11 protein-coding genes are annotated in these 13,152 nt (G+C 70.4%); 10 read left to right on the top strand and 1 reads right to left on the bottom strand.

Annotated features, from left to right (window positions below; all coding sequences use genetic code 11):
- Window positions 1-13: 13 nt before the first annotated feature.
- Window positions 14-1,483, top strand: a complete 1,470-nt coding sequence (locus tag C4T78_RS05215; protein WP_103908082.1) for an HNH endonuclease signature motif containing protein — start codon at window positions 14-16, stop codon at window positions 1,481-1,483.
- 492 nt (window positions 1,484-1,975) lie between these two features.
- On the opposite strand, the gene casG is transcribed toward C4T78_RS05215, so the two are convergent.
- Window positions 1,976-3,613 carry a steroid-24-oyl-CoA synthetase gene (gene casG, locus C4T78_RS05210; protein ID WP_093346580.1) on the bottom strand — a complete coding sequence of 546 codons (1,638 nt, stop codon included), beginning with the start codon at window positions 3,611-3,613 and terminating at the stop codon, window positions 1,976-1,978.
- 203 nt (window positions 3,614-3,816) lie between these two features.
- Between casG and C4T78_RS05205 the strand changes: the two genes are divergently transcribed.
- The 9 genes from C4T78_RS05205 to C4T78_RS05165 all read left to right on the top strand — a co-directional run bounded on the left by C4T78_RS05205 (window position 3,817) and on the right by C4T78_RS05165 (window position 13,126).
- Complete coding sequence (locus tag C4T78_RS05205; RefSeq protein ID WP_093346583.1) at window positions 3,817-4,575, top strand: SDR family NAD(P)-dependent oxidoreductase; 759 nt, start codon at window positions 3,817-3,819, stop codon at window positions 4,573-4,575.
- Between the two features lie 92 nt (window positions 4,576-4,667).
- A complete protein-coding gene (locus tag C4T78_RS05200) occupies window positions 4,668-5,897 on the top strand; it encodes an NADH:flavin oxidoreductase (RefSeq protein WP_093346586.1) in 1,230 nt (409 codons plus the stop codon).
- A 10-nt stretch (window positions 5,898-5,907) separates the two neighbouring features.
- Window positions 5,908-7,560, top strand: a complete 1,653-nt coding sequence (casI, locus tag C4T78_RS05195; RefSeq protein WP_093346589.1) for a steroid-22-oyl-CoA synthetase — start codon at window positions 5,908-5,910, stop codon at window positions 7,558-7,560.
- Between the two features lie 26 nt (window positions 7,561-7,586).
- Window positions 7,587-8,753 carry an acyl-CoA dehydrogenase family protein gene (locus tag C4T78_RS05190; protein WP_093346592.1) on the top strand — a complete coding sequence of 389 codons (1,167 nt, stop codon included), beginning with the start codon at window positions 7,587-7,589 and terminating at the stop codon, window positions 8,751-8,753.
- Complete coding sequence (locus tag C4T78_RS05185) at window positions 8,750-9,667, top strand: bifunctional MaoC family dehydratase N-terminal/OB-fold nucleic acid binding domain-containing protein (protein WP_093346595.1); 918 nt, start codon at window positions 8,750-8,752, stop codon at window positions 9,665-9,667. Before C4T78_RS05190 ends, C4T78_RS05185 begins: the two co-directional genes overlap by 4 nt.
- A 12-nt stretch (window positions 9,668-9,679) precedes the next feature.
- Window positions 9,680-10,744 carry an acyl-CoA dehydrogenase family protein gene (locus C4T78_RS05180; RefSeq protein ID WP_093346598.1) on the top strand — a complete coding sequence of 355 codons (1,065 nt, stop codon included), beginning with the start codon at window positions 9,680-9,682 and terminating at the stop codon, window positions 10,742-10,744.
- On the top strand, window positions 10,741-11,163 hold the full coding sequence (locus tag C4T78_RS05175; RefSeq protein ID WP_093346601.1) for a MaoC family dehydratase: 423 nt from the start codon (window positions 10,741-10,743) through the stop codon (window positions 11,161-11,163). The genes C4T78_RS05180 and C4T78_RS05175 overlap by 4 nt, the downstream gene beginning before the upstream one ends.
- Window positions 11,160-12,338 carry a lipid-transfer protein gene (locus C4T78_RS05170; protein WP_093346604.1) on the top strand — a complete coding sequence of 393 codons (1,179 nt, stop codon included), beginning with the start codon at window positions 11,160-11,162 and terminating at the stop codon, window positions 12,336-12,338. The genes C4T78_RS05175 and C4T78_RS05170 overlap by 4 nt, the downstream gene beginning before the upstream one ends.
- Window positions 12,335-13,126, top strand: a complete 792-nt coding sequence (locus tag C4T78_RS05165) for a MaoC/PaaZ C-terminal domain-containing protein (RefSeq protein ID WP_093346606.1) — start codon at window positions 12,335-12,337, stop codon at window positions 13,124-13,126. Before C4T78_RS05170 ends, C4T78_RS05165 begins: the two co-directional genes overlap by 4 nt.
- Window positions 13,127-13,152: the final 26 nt, after the last annotated feature.

The raw sequence follows: 13,152 nt of genomic DNA, 5'->3' as shown, positions 1-13,152 counted from the left end.
GAGAATTTGATGCATGACACCGCTGATGGCTTCCCTGGACGTGACGCCCGTCGCTGGCGCGGGTGTGGTCGTGTCCGCCTTGCCCGCGTGGGATGTGTCCGCGCCGGGTGGGGTGTGGTCGTCTGCGGTTCGGTCTCTTTCCGATGAGGAACTCACCTCCCGGATCGGGGAGGTGGAACAGCGGATCCGCCAGGCCCGTATGCAGCAGCTGCGGTTGATCGCCGAGGCCGACCGCCGCCGCCTGCACACCGTTTGTGGTGCGCGTTCGACGCAGGTGTGGTTGCAGAACCTGCTCAACATCGACGGCCAGGACGCCACGAACCGGGTCCGTATCGCCACCGCCACCACGCCCTCGTCGAACACCAGCGGGGACAGTGAGAACACCACTGGGGCCGTCGCTGGGCCGGAGGTGTCCCTTCCGGCGACTGGGGAGGCGTTGGGTGCGGGTGTGATCGGGCTGGAGCATGCGCGGGTGATCTCCCGCTGTGTGTCCCGGCTGCCCGCGCACGTCCGGCACCAGGCCGGTGAGGTTGAGCGGTTGCTGGTGGACAACGCCCGTCGTCAGTGTCCCCGTGATCTGGCGAAGTTGGCCGACCGGGTGCGCTACACGCTCGACGCTGATGGTGCTGTGGCGGACGAGCGGGCGCAGTTCGAATCGCGTGAGTTGCACTATGCGACGGCTCGTGACGGGATGCTGGTGATCAAGGCCCGGCTGGACCGGGAGACCGGGGCGAAGTTCGTCACCGCCCTGCGTCCGCTGGCCGCACCGCGCCCGGAAACCGACGACATCAAGGACCTGCGCACGGTCGGGCAGCGTAACGCCGACGGTCTGTCGACTCTGCTCGACCTGGTGCTCGACACCGACGGGACGCCGCGCGCCGGTGGACAGAAGCCGCACCTGACCGTCACCATCGACTACACCCAGCTGAAAAACCAACTCCCCACCAACCCCACCGGTGGCGAGTTCACCGCCGCTGGTGGTGCGGGGATGCTGGAGGGCACCGGCCAGTATGTAAGCCCGCAAACGGTGCGCAGGATCGCCTGCGACTGCGAAGTCCTGCCCATGGTCCTCGGCGGGGACAGCCTGCCTTTGGACGTGGGCGCGTCTCAGCGGACCGCGCCGACCCACATCCGGGCCGCACTACTGGTAAGGGACGGCGCCTGCGCGTTCCCTGGATGTGATCACCCGGCGGGGACGCCGCAGGCCCATCACATCGTGCACTGGATCGACGGCGGACCCACCAGCCTCGACAACATGGTCATACTGTGCGCCCACCACCACCGCACCACCCACAACCACCACTGGCACATCGAGCTACAACGTGGCCGCCCGGTCTTCACACCACCGGCAAACCTCGACCCGGCACGCACACCAAAGCCCGGAGGGAAAGCCCAACCCGCCACCCACCACCACGCCCTCCACCACCTGAACACACCACCGGAGAGCCGCCCGCCAACGTCCAGATCCCTGGCGAGCACCTGATCACCTCACCCCGGTCTTGGGTGGGCACCCCACCCTGCCCACCGACCAAACAACGGCCCCGCAACACACGACACGCCGTCAGGCAACCTCCATCCACCACCAACACCCAGGCACCACATCACCAAACCCCGACTCGAACCAAATCAGGAACGGAATCCATCGACGATGAGCCAAACCATCACCGCCCGAACTCGAACCGCCAGCTCCACGACTCAACCGGCACGGGCCCCGGCCACCCGCACTTCGCGATTCGCCGTCCACAAACGGGGTCCGTTCCATACCGGGCCATCCCCGTGACACCGGACCACAGTCCCCAAACCACTGGGGCGACCCTCACGACAACACAACAACACCAGAAACACGCACCTTGAAAACACAAGAGTGGAAACGGAAGGCGGGCCCGACTCGTGGGTTTTCCCTGGCAACAGAGGGCCCAGTTGCCAGGGAACCCGACCCCGAGCGCCTATACAGCCATAGCCAGCCGCGGGTTGCTCAGGCGGTGGGGCGCACCTCGGTCCGGACCACCTTGCCGGTGGCGTTGCGAGGAAGCGGCTCCTGAGTGATCCGCCATCGGGACGGAACTTTGAAGTGCGCGAGCCGCTCCCGAGCGTAGTCGTGCAGCTGTTGCTCGGTGAGGACGCTCCCGGGCGCGATGACCACGACTGCGAACACCTCCTGGCCGAGGTCCGGATGGGAGACGCCCAGCACGGCGCACTCCTGGACATCGGGATGCTCGGCGAGCACACCCTCGACCTCGGCGGGGTAGACGTTCTCGCCACCTCGGATGATCAGGTCCGAGCGGCGAGCGCTCAGCCGGAGACGGCCGTGCTCGATGACGCCGATGTCACCGGTGTGCAGCCAGCGATCTGCGCGGATGGCGTCAGCGGTGGCTCGCGGGTCGTTCCAGTAGCCGAGCATGTTGTAGGCGCTGCGGACGCAGACCTCACCTTCCTGCCCGTCGGGCAGGGCGTTGCCGAACGGATCGCGGATCTCCAGCTGCACACCCGCGATCGGCCGTCCGAGCGTCTCCGGAGCTTCGGCCAGATCAGCGGGGGAGGCGGCGGTGAGCGCGGTGCACGTCTCGGTCATCCCGTAGCTGTCCACAAGGGACCGTTCAGCTACCGGCAACCGCTCCCGCAGCCGCTGCTTGAACGCTGCCGAGGACGGTGCGGAGGCCAGCGAGAAGGTGGTGAGCGACGACAGGTCGTACTGCGAGATGTCGCCGTGCTCCAGAATCCGGTGCGCCTGGGTCGGCACGGCACCCCAGTTGGTCACCCGCTCGCGGGCGACCAGGCGGAGGACCCGGTCCACGTCGAAGGAGCCCTGGTGCATCACCACGGTGCTACCGGTCGCGAGCCGGGGCACCGCCAGGTTGTGCAGGCAGGCGATGTGGAAGAGGGGCAGCGCCAGTAGGTACCGCCGGTCTCTCGGATCGATCGGGTCGCCGTGAGCTGCGGCGAGAGCGTCGTTCATGCGGTGGTACTCGATGACCGAGCACACGTTGCGGTGCGAGTGGACCGCACCCTTGGGACGTCCGGAGGTTCCGCTGGTGAACAGGATGATCGCCGGGTCGTCCTCGGCGACGTCCACGGCGGGCATCGGTGCGCCCGCGTACCGCTGGGCGAGTTCGTCGACCTGCTCCAGCGGGAGCAGCGGAACGGGCGAGCCGGTCAGCAGCGCTGCGCGCTTGGTGTCGGCGACGATCAGGGAAGGTTCGGTCAGCCGCACGCCGTGGTCCAGTTCGCGGGCCGACCACCAGGCGTTGCAGCCGACCGCGACGGCTCCGACGGACATCGCCGCCCAGAACGCGAGGATCCACTCCGGTGCGTTGGCCGCCGCGATCGCGACCCGGTCCCCCCTGCCGACGCCGTACTCCTCGCGCAGCGCCGTGGCCAGCGCGGCGACCTGGTCGGCGTGCCGGCGGAAGGAGATCCTCCGGTCCTCGGTCACGATGTAGTCGCGGTCTCCGTGCCGGGCGGATGCCGCGACGAGCTCGGCCAGCGACCTCGCCCGGTTGCGGAACACGGGCAGCCGGGTGCCGAGCACGTCCTGCTCCACGAGTTCGAATTCGCCACCGGGGCCGGTCAGGGCACTGGCAGGGGCAGCAGTGTCCGGATCGATCGTGCTCATGTGCTGGCGTTCCTCCTGCTGCTGGCCGGGAATCTGCGCAGCACAGCGTGCGGCACCGGACGGCGACGAGCGGTGCCCGATTCCGTTCATCGGGACCCGCGCTCGGCCGTTCTCCCGCTGAGCGGGACAGCGCGCTCGGGATTCTCGCGATCACACCACTGTTGCAGGCGGATGAGAAGCGCACGGCGAGCAGGAGGTGCTGTATGGGCGGTCTGCAGGGCAAGGTCGCGCTGGTCACGGGAGCAGGGCAGGGCGTCGGGCAGGGCATCGCGCTCGCGCTGGCCGGGGAGGGCGTGTCGGTGGCGGTCGCCGGGCGCACCGAGGCGAAGCTGGAGGCCACCTGCGAGCTGATCCGGGAGCGCGGCGGCCGGGCCGAGCCCTTTCCGATCGACGTGGCCGACACCGACGCGGTCCCAGCGGTGGTCGAGCAGGTCGTGAGCTCGCTGGGCGGCATCGACGTCCTGGTCAACAACGCCTACACCGGCGCTTACGGCCCGCTGCTGAGCATGAGCGATGACGACTTCCAGCGGGGCTTCCGCACCGCGCCGTTCGCCGCGTTCGCGTTCATGAAGGCCTGCCACCCGCACCTGAAAGCACGCAGCGGCTCGGTCATCAACCTGGTGTCCTCCGCGATGGTGCGGTGGGACACCTCGACCTACGGCGCCTACGCGGCGGCCAAGCAGGCGCTGAAGTCGCTGACCAGGACCGCGGCGGCGGAATGGGGCCGGGACGGGATCCGGGTGAACGCGATCGCACCGCACGCCCTGTCGCCCGGGCTCAAGACCTGGACCGAGCGCAACCCGGAGGAGGCCGCCGAGTTCGTCGCCTCCATCCCGCTGGGCCGCATCGGTGACTGCGAGGCCGACATCGGGCGCGCGGTCGTCGCCCTGGTCGGCCCGGACCTCCGCTACCTGACCGGGGCCACCGTGCCGCTGGACGGAGGCCAGGCGTTCTTCGGCTGAACTCCGCGGCTTCCCGATGAGCGGGACCGGCAGCGGTGCGGTGCCGCCGGATCGCCCTACCTTCGCGACAACCCAGCGGAACAGGAGTGCTCGTGACCACCACCCAACCCGCCCCGGACGTCTTCAGCCCTGGGAAGATCGGTCCGCTGACCTTGCGCAACCGGACGATCAAGGCCGCCACCTACGAGGGCCTCAGCCACCGTGGGAGGGTCACCCAGGACCTGGTCGACTTCCACGTCCGGCACGCGGCGGGCGGGGTGGGCATGACCACGGTCGCCTACTGCGCGGTGTCGCCGGAGGGCCGCACCGACCGGCACCAGATCCTGTGGACGCCCGAAGCCCTGCCGGGCCTGCGGAAGCTCACCGAAGCCGTGCACGACCAGGGTGCTGCCGTCTCGGCGCAGCTCGGCCACGGCGGCCCGGTCGCCAACCCCAAGGCGAACGGTGCGCCGGCGCTCGCGCCGAGCAGGCACTTCCACAAGACCACGCTCAGCTTCGCGCGCGAAGCGACCCGCGAGGACCTGCGCCGCGTGGTGCAGGACCACGCCAGAGCAGCGCGGATGGCCATCGAGGCGGGCTTCGACGCGGTCGAGGTGCACCTGGGGCACAACTACCTGGCCAGCTCGTTCCTGAGCCCGAAGCTCAACCACCGCACCGATTCCCACGGCGGCAGCCTGGAGAACCGGGCGCGCCTCGCGCGGGAGATCATGCTTGCGGTGCGGGAGGCGGTCGGCGACCGGATCGCCGTCATCACCAAGCTGAACATGGATGACGGCGTGCCGGGCGGCTTCTGGCTGGACGAGGCGATCGCGGTGGCGCAGTGGCTGGAATCCGACGGTTCGGTCGACGCCCTGGAGATGACCGCGGGCAGCTCGCTGAGCAATCCCATGTACCTCTTCAAAGGTGATGCGCCGCTGGACGCCTTCGCCGAGGTCATGCCGCAGCCGATCAAGCTGGGCGTGAAGCTGCTGGGCCGCACGATGCTGCGCGAATACCCCTACCAGGACGGCTACCTGCTCGACGACGCCCGGCAGATCCGGGCCGCGGTCAGCCTGCCGATGATCCTGCTCGGCGGCATCACGAACAAGGCGATCATGGATCGCGGCATGGCCGAGGGCTTCGAGTTCGTGGCGATGGCGCGCGCACTGCTCCGCGAACCCGACCTGATCAACCGCATCGAAGCGGATCCGGGCGTGCGGTCGCTGTGCAACCACAACAACCGCTGCATGCCGACGAACTTCACGGGTGCGCGCTGCGTCCTGGTCGACCGCAGCAGCCCCCGGTCGCAGAGCTGGGGCACCGACGCCGGCTACGCCTCCTGAGCGGCCACCGATGAGCCACCGTAGTGAGACGATCGCCGACCTGCTGCTGGACCGGCTCGGTGACCACCGGCCCGGTCTTCGCTCGCGGGAGCGGACCTGGACCTGGGACGAAGTGGTCCGCGACAGCGCGGCTCGCGCCGCCCGGCTGAGACGGCTGCGCGACGAGAAGCGCCCGTTCCACGTGGGTGTTCTCCTGGACAACGTCCCGGAGTTCGTCCTCTGGCTGGGTGCCGCCGCGCTCACCGGCGCGACGGTCGTGGGCATCAACCCCACCCGCCGCGGCACCCACCTGGAAGCGGAGGTGCGCCACACCGACCTCCAGCTGCTGGTGACCGATTCGGCGGGACTGGAGCTCCTCGACGGCCTCGACATCGGCGTGCCGAGGAACCGCTTCGTCCTGGTGGACTCGCCGGAGTACGCGGAGCAGCTGCCGCCCGCGGACCCCGTGCGCGATCCGTCGATCAGCGCTGAGACCCGCATGCTGCTGCTGTTCACCTCGGGCACGACGGGGGCCTCGAAAGCCGCGATCTGCTCCCAAGGACGCCTGGTCGGGCTCGCGCGGCAGAACACCGCCAAGTACCACATCGGTCGCGACGACGTCTGCTACTGCTGCATGCCGTTGTTCCACGGCAACGCCCTGATGGCGCTGTGGGCACCCGCGCTGCTCGCGGGAGCCTGCGTGGCACTCGCGCCGAAGTTCTCCGCATCCGGATTCGTGCCGGACGTGCGGCACTACGGCGCGACGTACTTCACCTACGTCGGCAAGGCGATCGGTTACCTGCTCGGCCAGCCGGAACGGCCGGACGACGCCGACAACACGCTGACGCACGGGTTCGGCACCGAGGCCTCGCCCGAGGACCGGGCCGAGTTCAAACGCCGCTTCGGCGCGATCCTCTACGAGGGCTACGGGTCGAGCGAAGGCGCCGGGATGATCAACCAGGCGCCTTCCGGACCACCTTCCGCACTGGGTGTTCCGGCCCACGCGGGAGTGCGCGTCGTCGACCCGGAAACCCGCGAGCCGTGCCCGCCCGCGGAACTCGACGAGCACGGCCGGGTGCGCAACGCCGAGGAGGCGATCGGCGAGCTCGTCAACACCGAGGGCGCGGCGAAGTTCGAGGGCTACTACAAGAACCCGGCGGCCAACGCCGAACGCGTCCGGCACGGCTGGTACTGGACCGGTGACCTCGGCTACCTCGACAGCGCGGGCTACCTCTACTTCGCGGGCCGGTCGGGCGACTGGATCCGGGTGGACGGCGAGAACATCTCCGCGCTGCTGACCGAGCGAGTCCTGCGGCGGCACCCGGACATCCTCGCCGCCGGGGTCTTCGCGGTGCCCGACCCGCGCTCGGGCGACCAGGTGATGGCGGCCGTCGAAACCCGCGCCCGGTTCGAGGACCTGAACCTCCCGGACTTCCTCGCCGCGCAGGAAGACCTGGGCCCCAAGGGAATCCCGCGCTACGTGCGGGTGTCCCGGCAACTGCCCACCACCGGGTCGAACAAGCTCCGCAAGAAGGAGATGCAGGCCGACGGCTGGCGCACCACCGACGAGGTGCACTGGTGGCAGGGCCGCGGAGCGCCGTCGTACGCCCGGATGACCGAGCAGGACAAGCAGGACCTGCGCGAGCAGTTCGCCACCAACGGCCGGCTGCGCTTCCTGCCCTGACCGGTGGTGACACGAGAGGACCTCCGATGGACTTGCGAGAGACGCCCGAGCAGCAGCGGCTCAGGCGGGAACTGCGCGCCTACTTCGCCGGGCTGCTCCCGCCGGACGAACGCCGGCGGGCGGGAGAGGAGGGCGTCGGCGGCTCCCGGTTCCGGGAGGTCGTCAAGATGCTCGGTCGCGACGGCTGGCTGGGCATCGGCTGGCCGCGCGAGTACGGCGGTCAGGGCCGGTCGGTCGAGGAGCAGTACGTGTTCTTCGACGAGGTCCAGCGCGCCGGCCTGCCGTTCCCGTTCGTCACGGTGAACACCGTCGGCCCCACCCTCATGGAGCACGGCACGGAGGAGCAGAAGCGGGCCTACCTGCCCGGAATCCTCAGCGGTGACATCGTATTCGCCATCGGCTACACCGAACCCGACGCGGGCACCGACCTCGCCTCGCTCACCACCAGGGCGGTGCGCGACGGCGACGAGTTCGTGGTCAACGGGCAGAAGATCTTCACCTCCGGCGCGAACACCGCCGACCACATCTGGCTCGCGGCCCGCACGGACCCGGAAGCGCCCAAGCACCGCGGCATCTCGATCCTGATCGTGCCCACCGAGACCGAAGGCTTCTCCTGGAGCCCGATCCAGACCGTCGGCGGCCTCTCCGTCACGGCCACCTACTACAGCGATGTCCGGGTGCCGCTCGACCACGTCGTCGGCGCGGTCGACGGCGGCTGGCGCCTGATCACCGCCCAGCTCAACCACGAGCGGATCGGCCTGGCGGCTCTAGGCGGTCGCACGATCCAGCTCTGGGAACAGGTGCTGGCCTGGGCCCGGGACAGCGGGGTCCTCGAAAAGCCCTGGGTGCGAACCGAAATGGCCCGCGCCTTCGCGAAGCTGGAGGCGATGCGGCTGATGAACTGGAAGATGACCACGGCGGTCGCGGAGGGCGCGCTGACCGGTGCGACGGCGGGCGCGGCGAAGGTGTACGGCACCGAGACGCACATCGACGTGCAGCGCGCCCTGACGCAGGTGCTCGGCGCGGCCGGGCGGATCCGGCCGGAATCCCCGGCAGCCGTGCTCGGCGGGCAGGTCGAGCAGCTCTCCCGGCAGAGCGTGGTCAACACCTTCGGAGGCGGCGTGAACGAAGTGCTGCGCGACATGATCGCCACCCAGGGCCTGGGGCTGCCACGGGGGAAGAGGGGCGCATGAGCGAGCACTACGAACAGGCTCTGCAGTCCTACGTCGGACGCGTGCTCGTCCCGGCCAGGGCGGGGCAGGACCCGGTCAACGTGCCGATGATCCGCCACTGGGTCGAGGCGATGGGCGATCCGAACCCGGTCTACCTCTCGGCTGATGCCGCGCGGGCCACGGGCCGCGATGGGATCGTGGCCCCGGCATCGATGATGCAGGCGTGGACCATGCGGGGCTATGCCGCCAGCAGCGCGCCGAGCGCCCGCACCGCCTTCGACGAACTGGTGGAGCTGCTGGCCGACGGCGGTTACACGTCGGTGGTGGCCACCGATTCGGAGTTCGAGTTCGTCCGCGAGCTGGTACCCGGTGACGAGGTCAGCACCGAAGAGGTCGTGGAGTCGATCTCGGCGGAGAAGCGCACCGGTCTCGGCCCGGGGCGGTTCGTGACCACGGTGCGCACCTACCGGGACGCCGGTGGTGCCGTCGTCGCGGTCCAGAAGTGGCGCACGCTGCGGTTCCGGCCTGCGGAGAAGCGGGCGCCGCGCCCGCGACCGGCGGTGAACCAGGACAACGCGTTCTGGTTCGAAGCCGCCATGGAGAAGCGCCTGGTCATCCAGCGGTGCCGGTCCTGCGAGGAGCTGCGCCACCCACCCGGCCCGTGCTGCCCGCACTGCCGGTCCTTCGAGTGGGACACCGTGCAGGCATCGGGTCGGGCCACCGTCCACAGCTACGTGGTCGCCCACCACCCGCCGCACCCGGCGTTCGACTACCCGCTGCTGATCGCGCTGGTCGAGCTGGCCGAGGGCACCAGGTTGATCACGAACCTGGTCGGCCTCGCCCCGGAGGAGGTCGCCATCGGCATGCCGGTCCGCCTGGAGTGGCTGGAAGCGGACCCGCAGCTGGTGCTGCCCGTGTTCCGCCCCGAGAGCTGAAGGAGAACACGAATGGACTTCCACCTCGGCGAGGAGCTCGCCGCGGTCCGGGACCTGGCCCGCGACATCTTCACCGACCAGGCCACCACCGACCGGATCCGGGAGGTGGAGGCCTCGCCGACGGGAGTGGACGAGCACCTGTGGGCGGAGCTGGCCAAGGCGGGGCTGGTGGACATCGCACTGCCCGAGGATCGCGGTGGAGCGGGACTCGGCCTCGCGGGTCTGTGCGTGTTGCTGGAGGAACAGGGCCGGGCCGTCGCACCCGTTCCGCTGTGGTCGGCGGGCGTGGCAGCCCTGGCCCTCGCCGAGCACGGCGTCCTCGCCGAGGGGCGGACCGCCTTGGCGCTGGAGGAGTTCGCACCCGCTGAGCCGGATGCGCCGACCTGCACCGCGACGCTGGAGAACGGTTCCTGGCTGCTCTCGGGAACCAAGGCGGTCGTCCCGTCACCGCGGGGTGCAGCCGCGGTCCTCGTCTCCGCGACTTCCGTCGACGGCCCCGGGCTCTTCCTGGTGGAGGCCGACGGGCTGCGCTGGGAACTCGCCGAGACCACGGCCAGAGGCCTCAGCGCGCACCTCCACCTCGACCGCGCCGGTGCACGCCCGATCGGGGGTGCCGAGGTGTTCCGCCGGACCCTGCAGCGCGCGACCGTCGCTCTGTCGGCGGTCCAAACCGGTGTCATGAAAGGCGCTCTTGCGCTCGCGGCCGGGTATCTCGGCGAGCGCCACCAGTTCGGCAGGCCGCTGGCCACCTTCCAAGCGGTCCAGCACCAGCTCGCCGACTGCTACATCGACGTCGAAGCCGTGGATGTGACGCTGTGGCAGGCGATCACCGCGCTCGCCGACGACGCACCCGACGCCGACCGCGCGGTGCTGGTGGCCAAGTGGTGGGCCGATCAGGCGGGGCTGGACGTCGTGCACCGCACCCAGCACGTGCACGGCGGCATCGGCGTCGACATCGACTACCCGGCGCACCGGTACTTCCTGTGGGGCAAGGAGATCGCGGGCACCTTCGGCGGAGCCGCCGCCGCGCTCGCGGATCTCGGCGCGCACCTGGCGGCCGCGGAGGTGACTTCGTGACCGCGTTCGACGAGGTGAGCATCGGCGATGCGCTGCCGAGGCTGGAGATCCCGCTGACCCGCACGCTGATCGTGGCCACCGCCATCGCGAGCCGGGACTTCCAGGACGTGCACCACGACCCGGCGCTGGCGGTCGAGCACGGTTCCGAGGACGTGTTCATGAACATCCTCACCACCAACGGCCTCGTGGACCGGTTCGTCACCTCGTGGGCGGGCCCGGCCTCGGTGGTCAAGGCCATCCGGATCCGGCTGGGCGCCCCCAACCACCCCGGCGACACCATGGTCCTGACCGGCGAGGTGACCGGCAAGGACACCGATCGCGGCTGCGTCCGCGTCGCGGTCACCGGCGAGAACAGCCGTGGTGCGCACGTCACCGGCACGGTCGACGTCCACCTCCCGGCCCAGGAGGAGTCCGCATGACCGGCGTCCTGTCCCGCTCGGTGGCGATCGCAGGCATCGGCGCGACCGAGTTCTCCAAGCGCTCCGGCCGCAGCGAACTGCGACTGGCCGTCGAGGCGGTGCTGGCCGCGGTGGCCGACGCGGGACTCGAACCGTCCGATGTGGACGGCATGGTCACCTACACCGCGGAGTCCAGCTCCGACATCCACGTCGCCCGCAACGCGGGAATCGGCGAGCTGACCTACTTCTCCCGCGTCGGTTACGGCGGCGGTGCGGCGTGCGGCACGGTGGCACACGCCGCGGCGGCCATCGCCGCCGGACTGGCCTCGGTGGTGGTCTGCTGGCGGGCGTTCAACGAGCGGTCGGGCGAGCGCTACGGGCTCGGGCAGGCCGACCGCCCGGTCGACCTCAGCGCCGATCGCGCCGCCTACTCGTGGATGACGCCGTTCGGCCTGAACACGCCCGCGCAGTGGGTCGCCATGTTCGCCCGCCGCTACATGCACGACTTCGGTGCCACCTCGGAGGACTTCGGCCGGGTCGCGGTGCTGGACCGCAAGCACGCCGCCACCAACCCGCGGGCCTGGTTCCACCAGCGCCCGATAACCCTGGCCGAGCACCAGGAATCGCGGTGGATCGCCGAGCCGCTGCACCTGCTGGACTGCTGCCAGGAGACCGACGGCGGGCAGGCACTGGTGCTGGTCTCGGCGGAGCGCGCCCGCGACCTGCCGCACCTGCCGGTGGAAGTGCTCGCCGCGGCGCAGGGCTCGGGCGCCGACCAGCACATGATGACCAGCTACTACCGCCCGTCGATCTCCGGCATTCCCGAGATGGGGCTGGTCGGCGAGCAGCTGTGGGCCCAGAGCGGGCTGCGCCCGGGCGATGTCCAGGCCGCGATCCTCTACGACCACTTCACCCCGCTGGTCCTGCCGCAGCTGGAGGAACTGGGTTTCTGCGCCCGCGGCGAGGCCAAGGACTTCATCCGCGACGGCCAGCTCGAACTGGACGGCCTGCTGCCCGCCAACACCCACGGCGGTCAGCTCGGTGAGGCGTACCTGCACGGGATGAACGGCATCGCCGAGGCGGTCCGGCTGGTGCGCGGAACCTCGGTCAACCAGCCGCCGGACGTGCGTAACGTGGTGGTCACGGCGGGCACCGGCGTGCCGACCAGCGGCCTGATCCTGGGCGCGTCCGAGTGACGGCGGCGAGCTGGCGGGGAGCCGAACTGGGCACCCGCACCGTCGACTACACCGAGCGCGACGCGATCCTCTACGCGCTGGCGGTCGGCGCCACCGCGCAGGACCTGGACCTGGTCTTCGAGGAGCGCCTGCGGGTGCTGCCGACGTTCGCGCTGACCCTCGCCCAGTGGGCACCGGACGAGCTGGGTTCCAGGGGCGCGTTCGACACCAGCACGGCGGTGCACGGCGCCCAGCGGCTCGAAGTGCTGCGCCCGCTGCCCAGATCCGGCTCCCTGACGATGACGGCGGCTGTGGCGGAGGTGTGGGACAAGGGCTCGGCGGCTCTCTTCGAAGTGGCAGTGGAGAGCGACTGCTTCCTGGCCACCTGGACGCTGTTCGCCCCCGGCTGCGGCGGGTTCGGCGGCCAGCGCGGCCCCACGAGCCCGAAGTCGCCGCGGACCCCGCCGGATCACCGGCTGGCGGTCGCCACCGCCCCGAACCAGGCGGCGCTCTACCGGCTGCTGGGCGATCGCCACCACATGCACATCGACCCGGCAGCGGCCCGGGCGGCCGGACAACCGAAACCGTTCCTGCACGGCCTGTGCACCTTGGCCACCACAACGCTGGCGGTGGCCCAGCAGTACGGCGCCCACCCGGCCGACCTGCGCAGGCTGGAAGCGCGCTTCGCCGGCCCGGTCTTCCCAGGCGATCAGCTGTCGGTGAGCTGCTGGCGAACCGGTGTGATCGCCTTCGGCGCCGAGGTCGAGCAGCGTCCCGCCCTCACCGGCGGCGAAGTCGAGTTCGGCTGAACGGTTCGAACCAAAGCAATTGCTTG

Origin of the sequence: Saccharopolyspora kobensis (genome assembly GCF_900108315.1) — a bacterium.
Lineage (GTDB): Bacteria > Actinomycetota > Actinomycetes > Mycobacteriales > Pseudonocardiaceae > Saccharopolyspora > Saccharopolyspora kobensis.
This window is presented reverse-complemented; position numbering and strand designations above follow the sequence as displayed.

What these genes read in the sequence shown, in the direction of transcription:
- C4T78_RS05205 (WP_093346583.1), top strand. Translation starts at nt 3,817, where the DNA reads ATGGGCGGTCTGCAGGGCAAGGTCGCGCTGGTCACGGGAGCAGGGCAG.
- C4T78_RS05170 (WP_093346604.1), top strand. Translation starts at nt 11,160, where the DNA reads ATGACCGGCGTCCTGTCCCGCTCGGTGGCGATCGCAGGCATCGGCGCG.
- casG (WP_093346580.1), bottom strand. Translation starts at nt 3,613, where the DNA reads ATGAGCACGATCGATCCGGACACTGCTGCCCCTGCCAGTGCCCTGACC.
- C4T78_RS05185 (WP_093346595.1), top strand. Translation starts at nt 8,750, where the DNA reads ATGAGCGAGCACTACGAACAGGCTCTGCAGTCCTACGTCGGACGCGTG.
- casI (WP_093346589.1), top strand. Translation starts at nt 5,908, where the DNA reads ATGAGCCACCGTAGTGAGACGATCGCCGACCTGCTGCTGGACCGGCTC.
- C4T78_RS05215 (WP_103908082.1), top strand. Translation starts at nt 14, where the DNA reads ATGACACCGCTGATGGCTTCCCTGGACGTGACGCCCGTCGCTGGCGCG.
- C4T78_RS05190 (WP_093346592.1), top strand. Translation starts at nt 7,587, where the DNA reads ATGGACTTGCGAGAGACGCCCGAGCAGCAGCGGCTCAGGCGGGAACTG.
- C4T78_RS05180 (WP_093346598.1), top strand. Translation starts at nt 9,680, where the DNA reads ATGGACTTCCACCTCGGCGAGGAGCTCGCCGCGGTCCGGGACCTGGCC.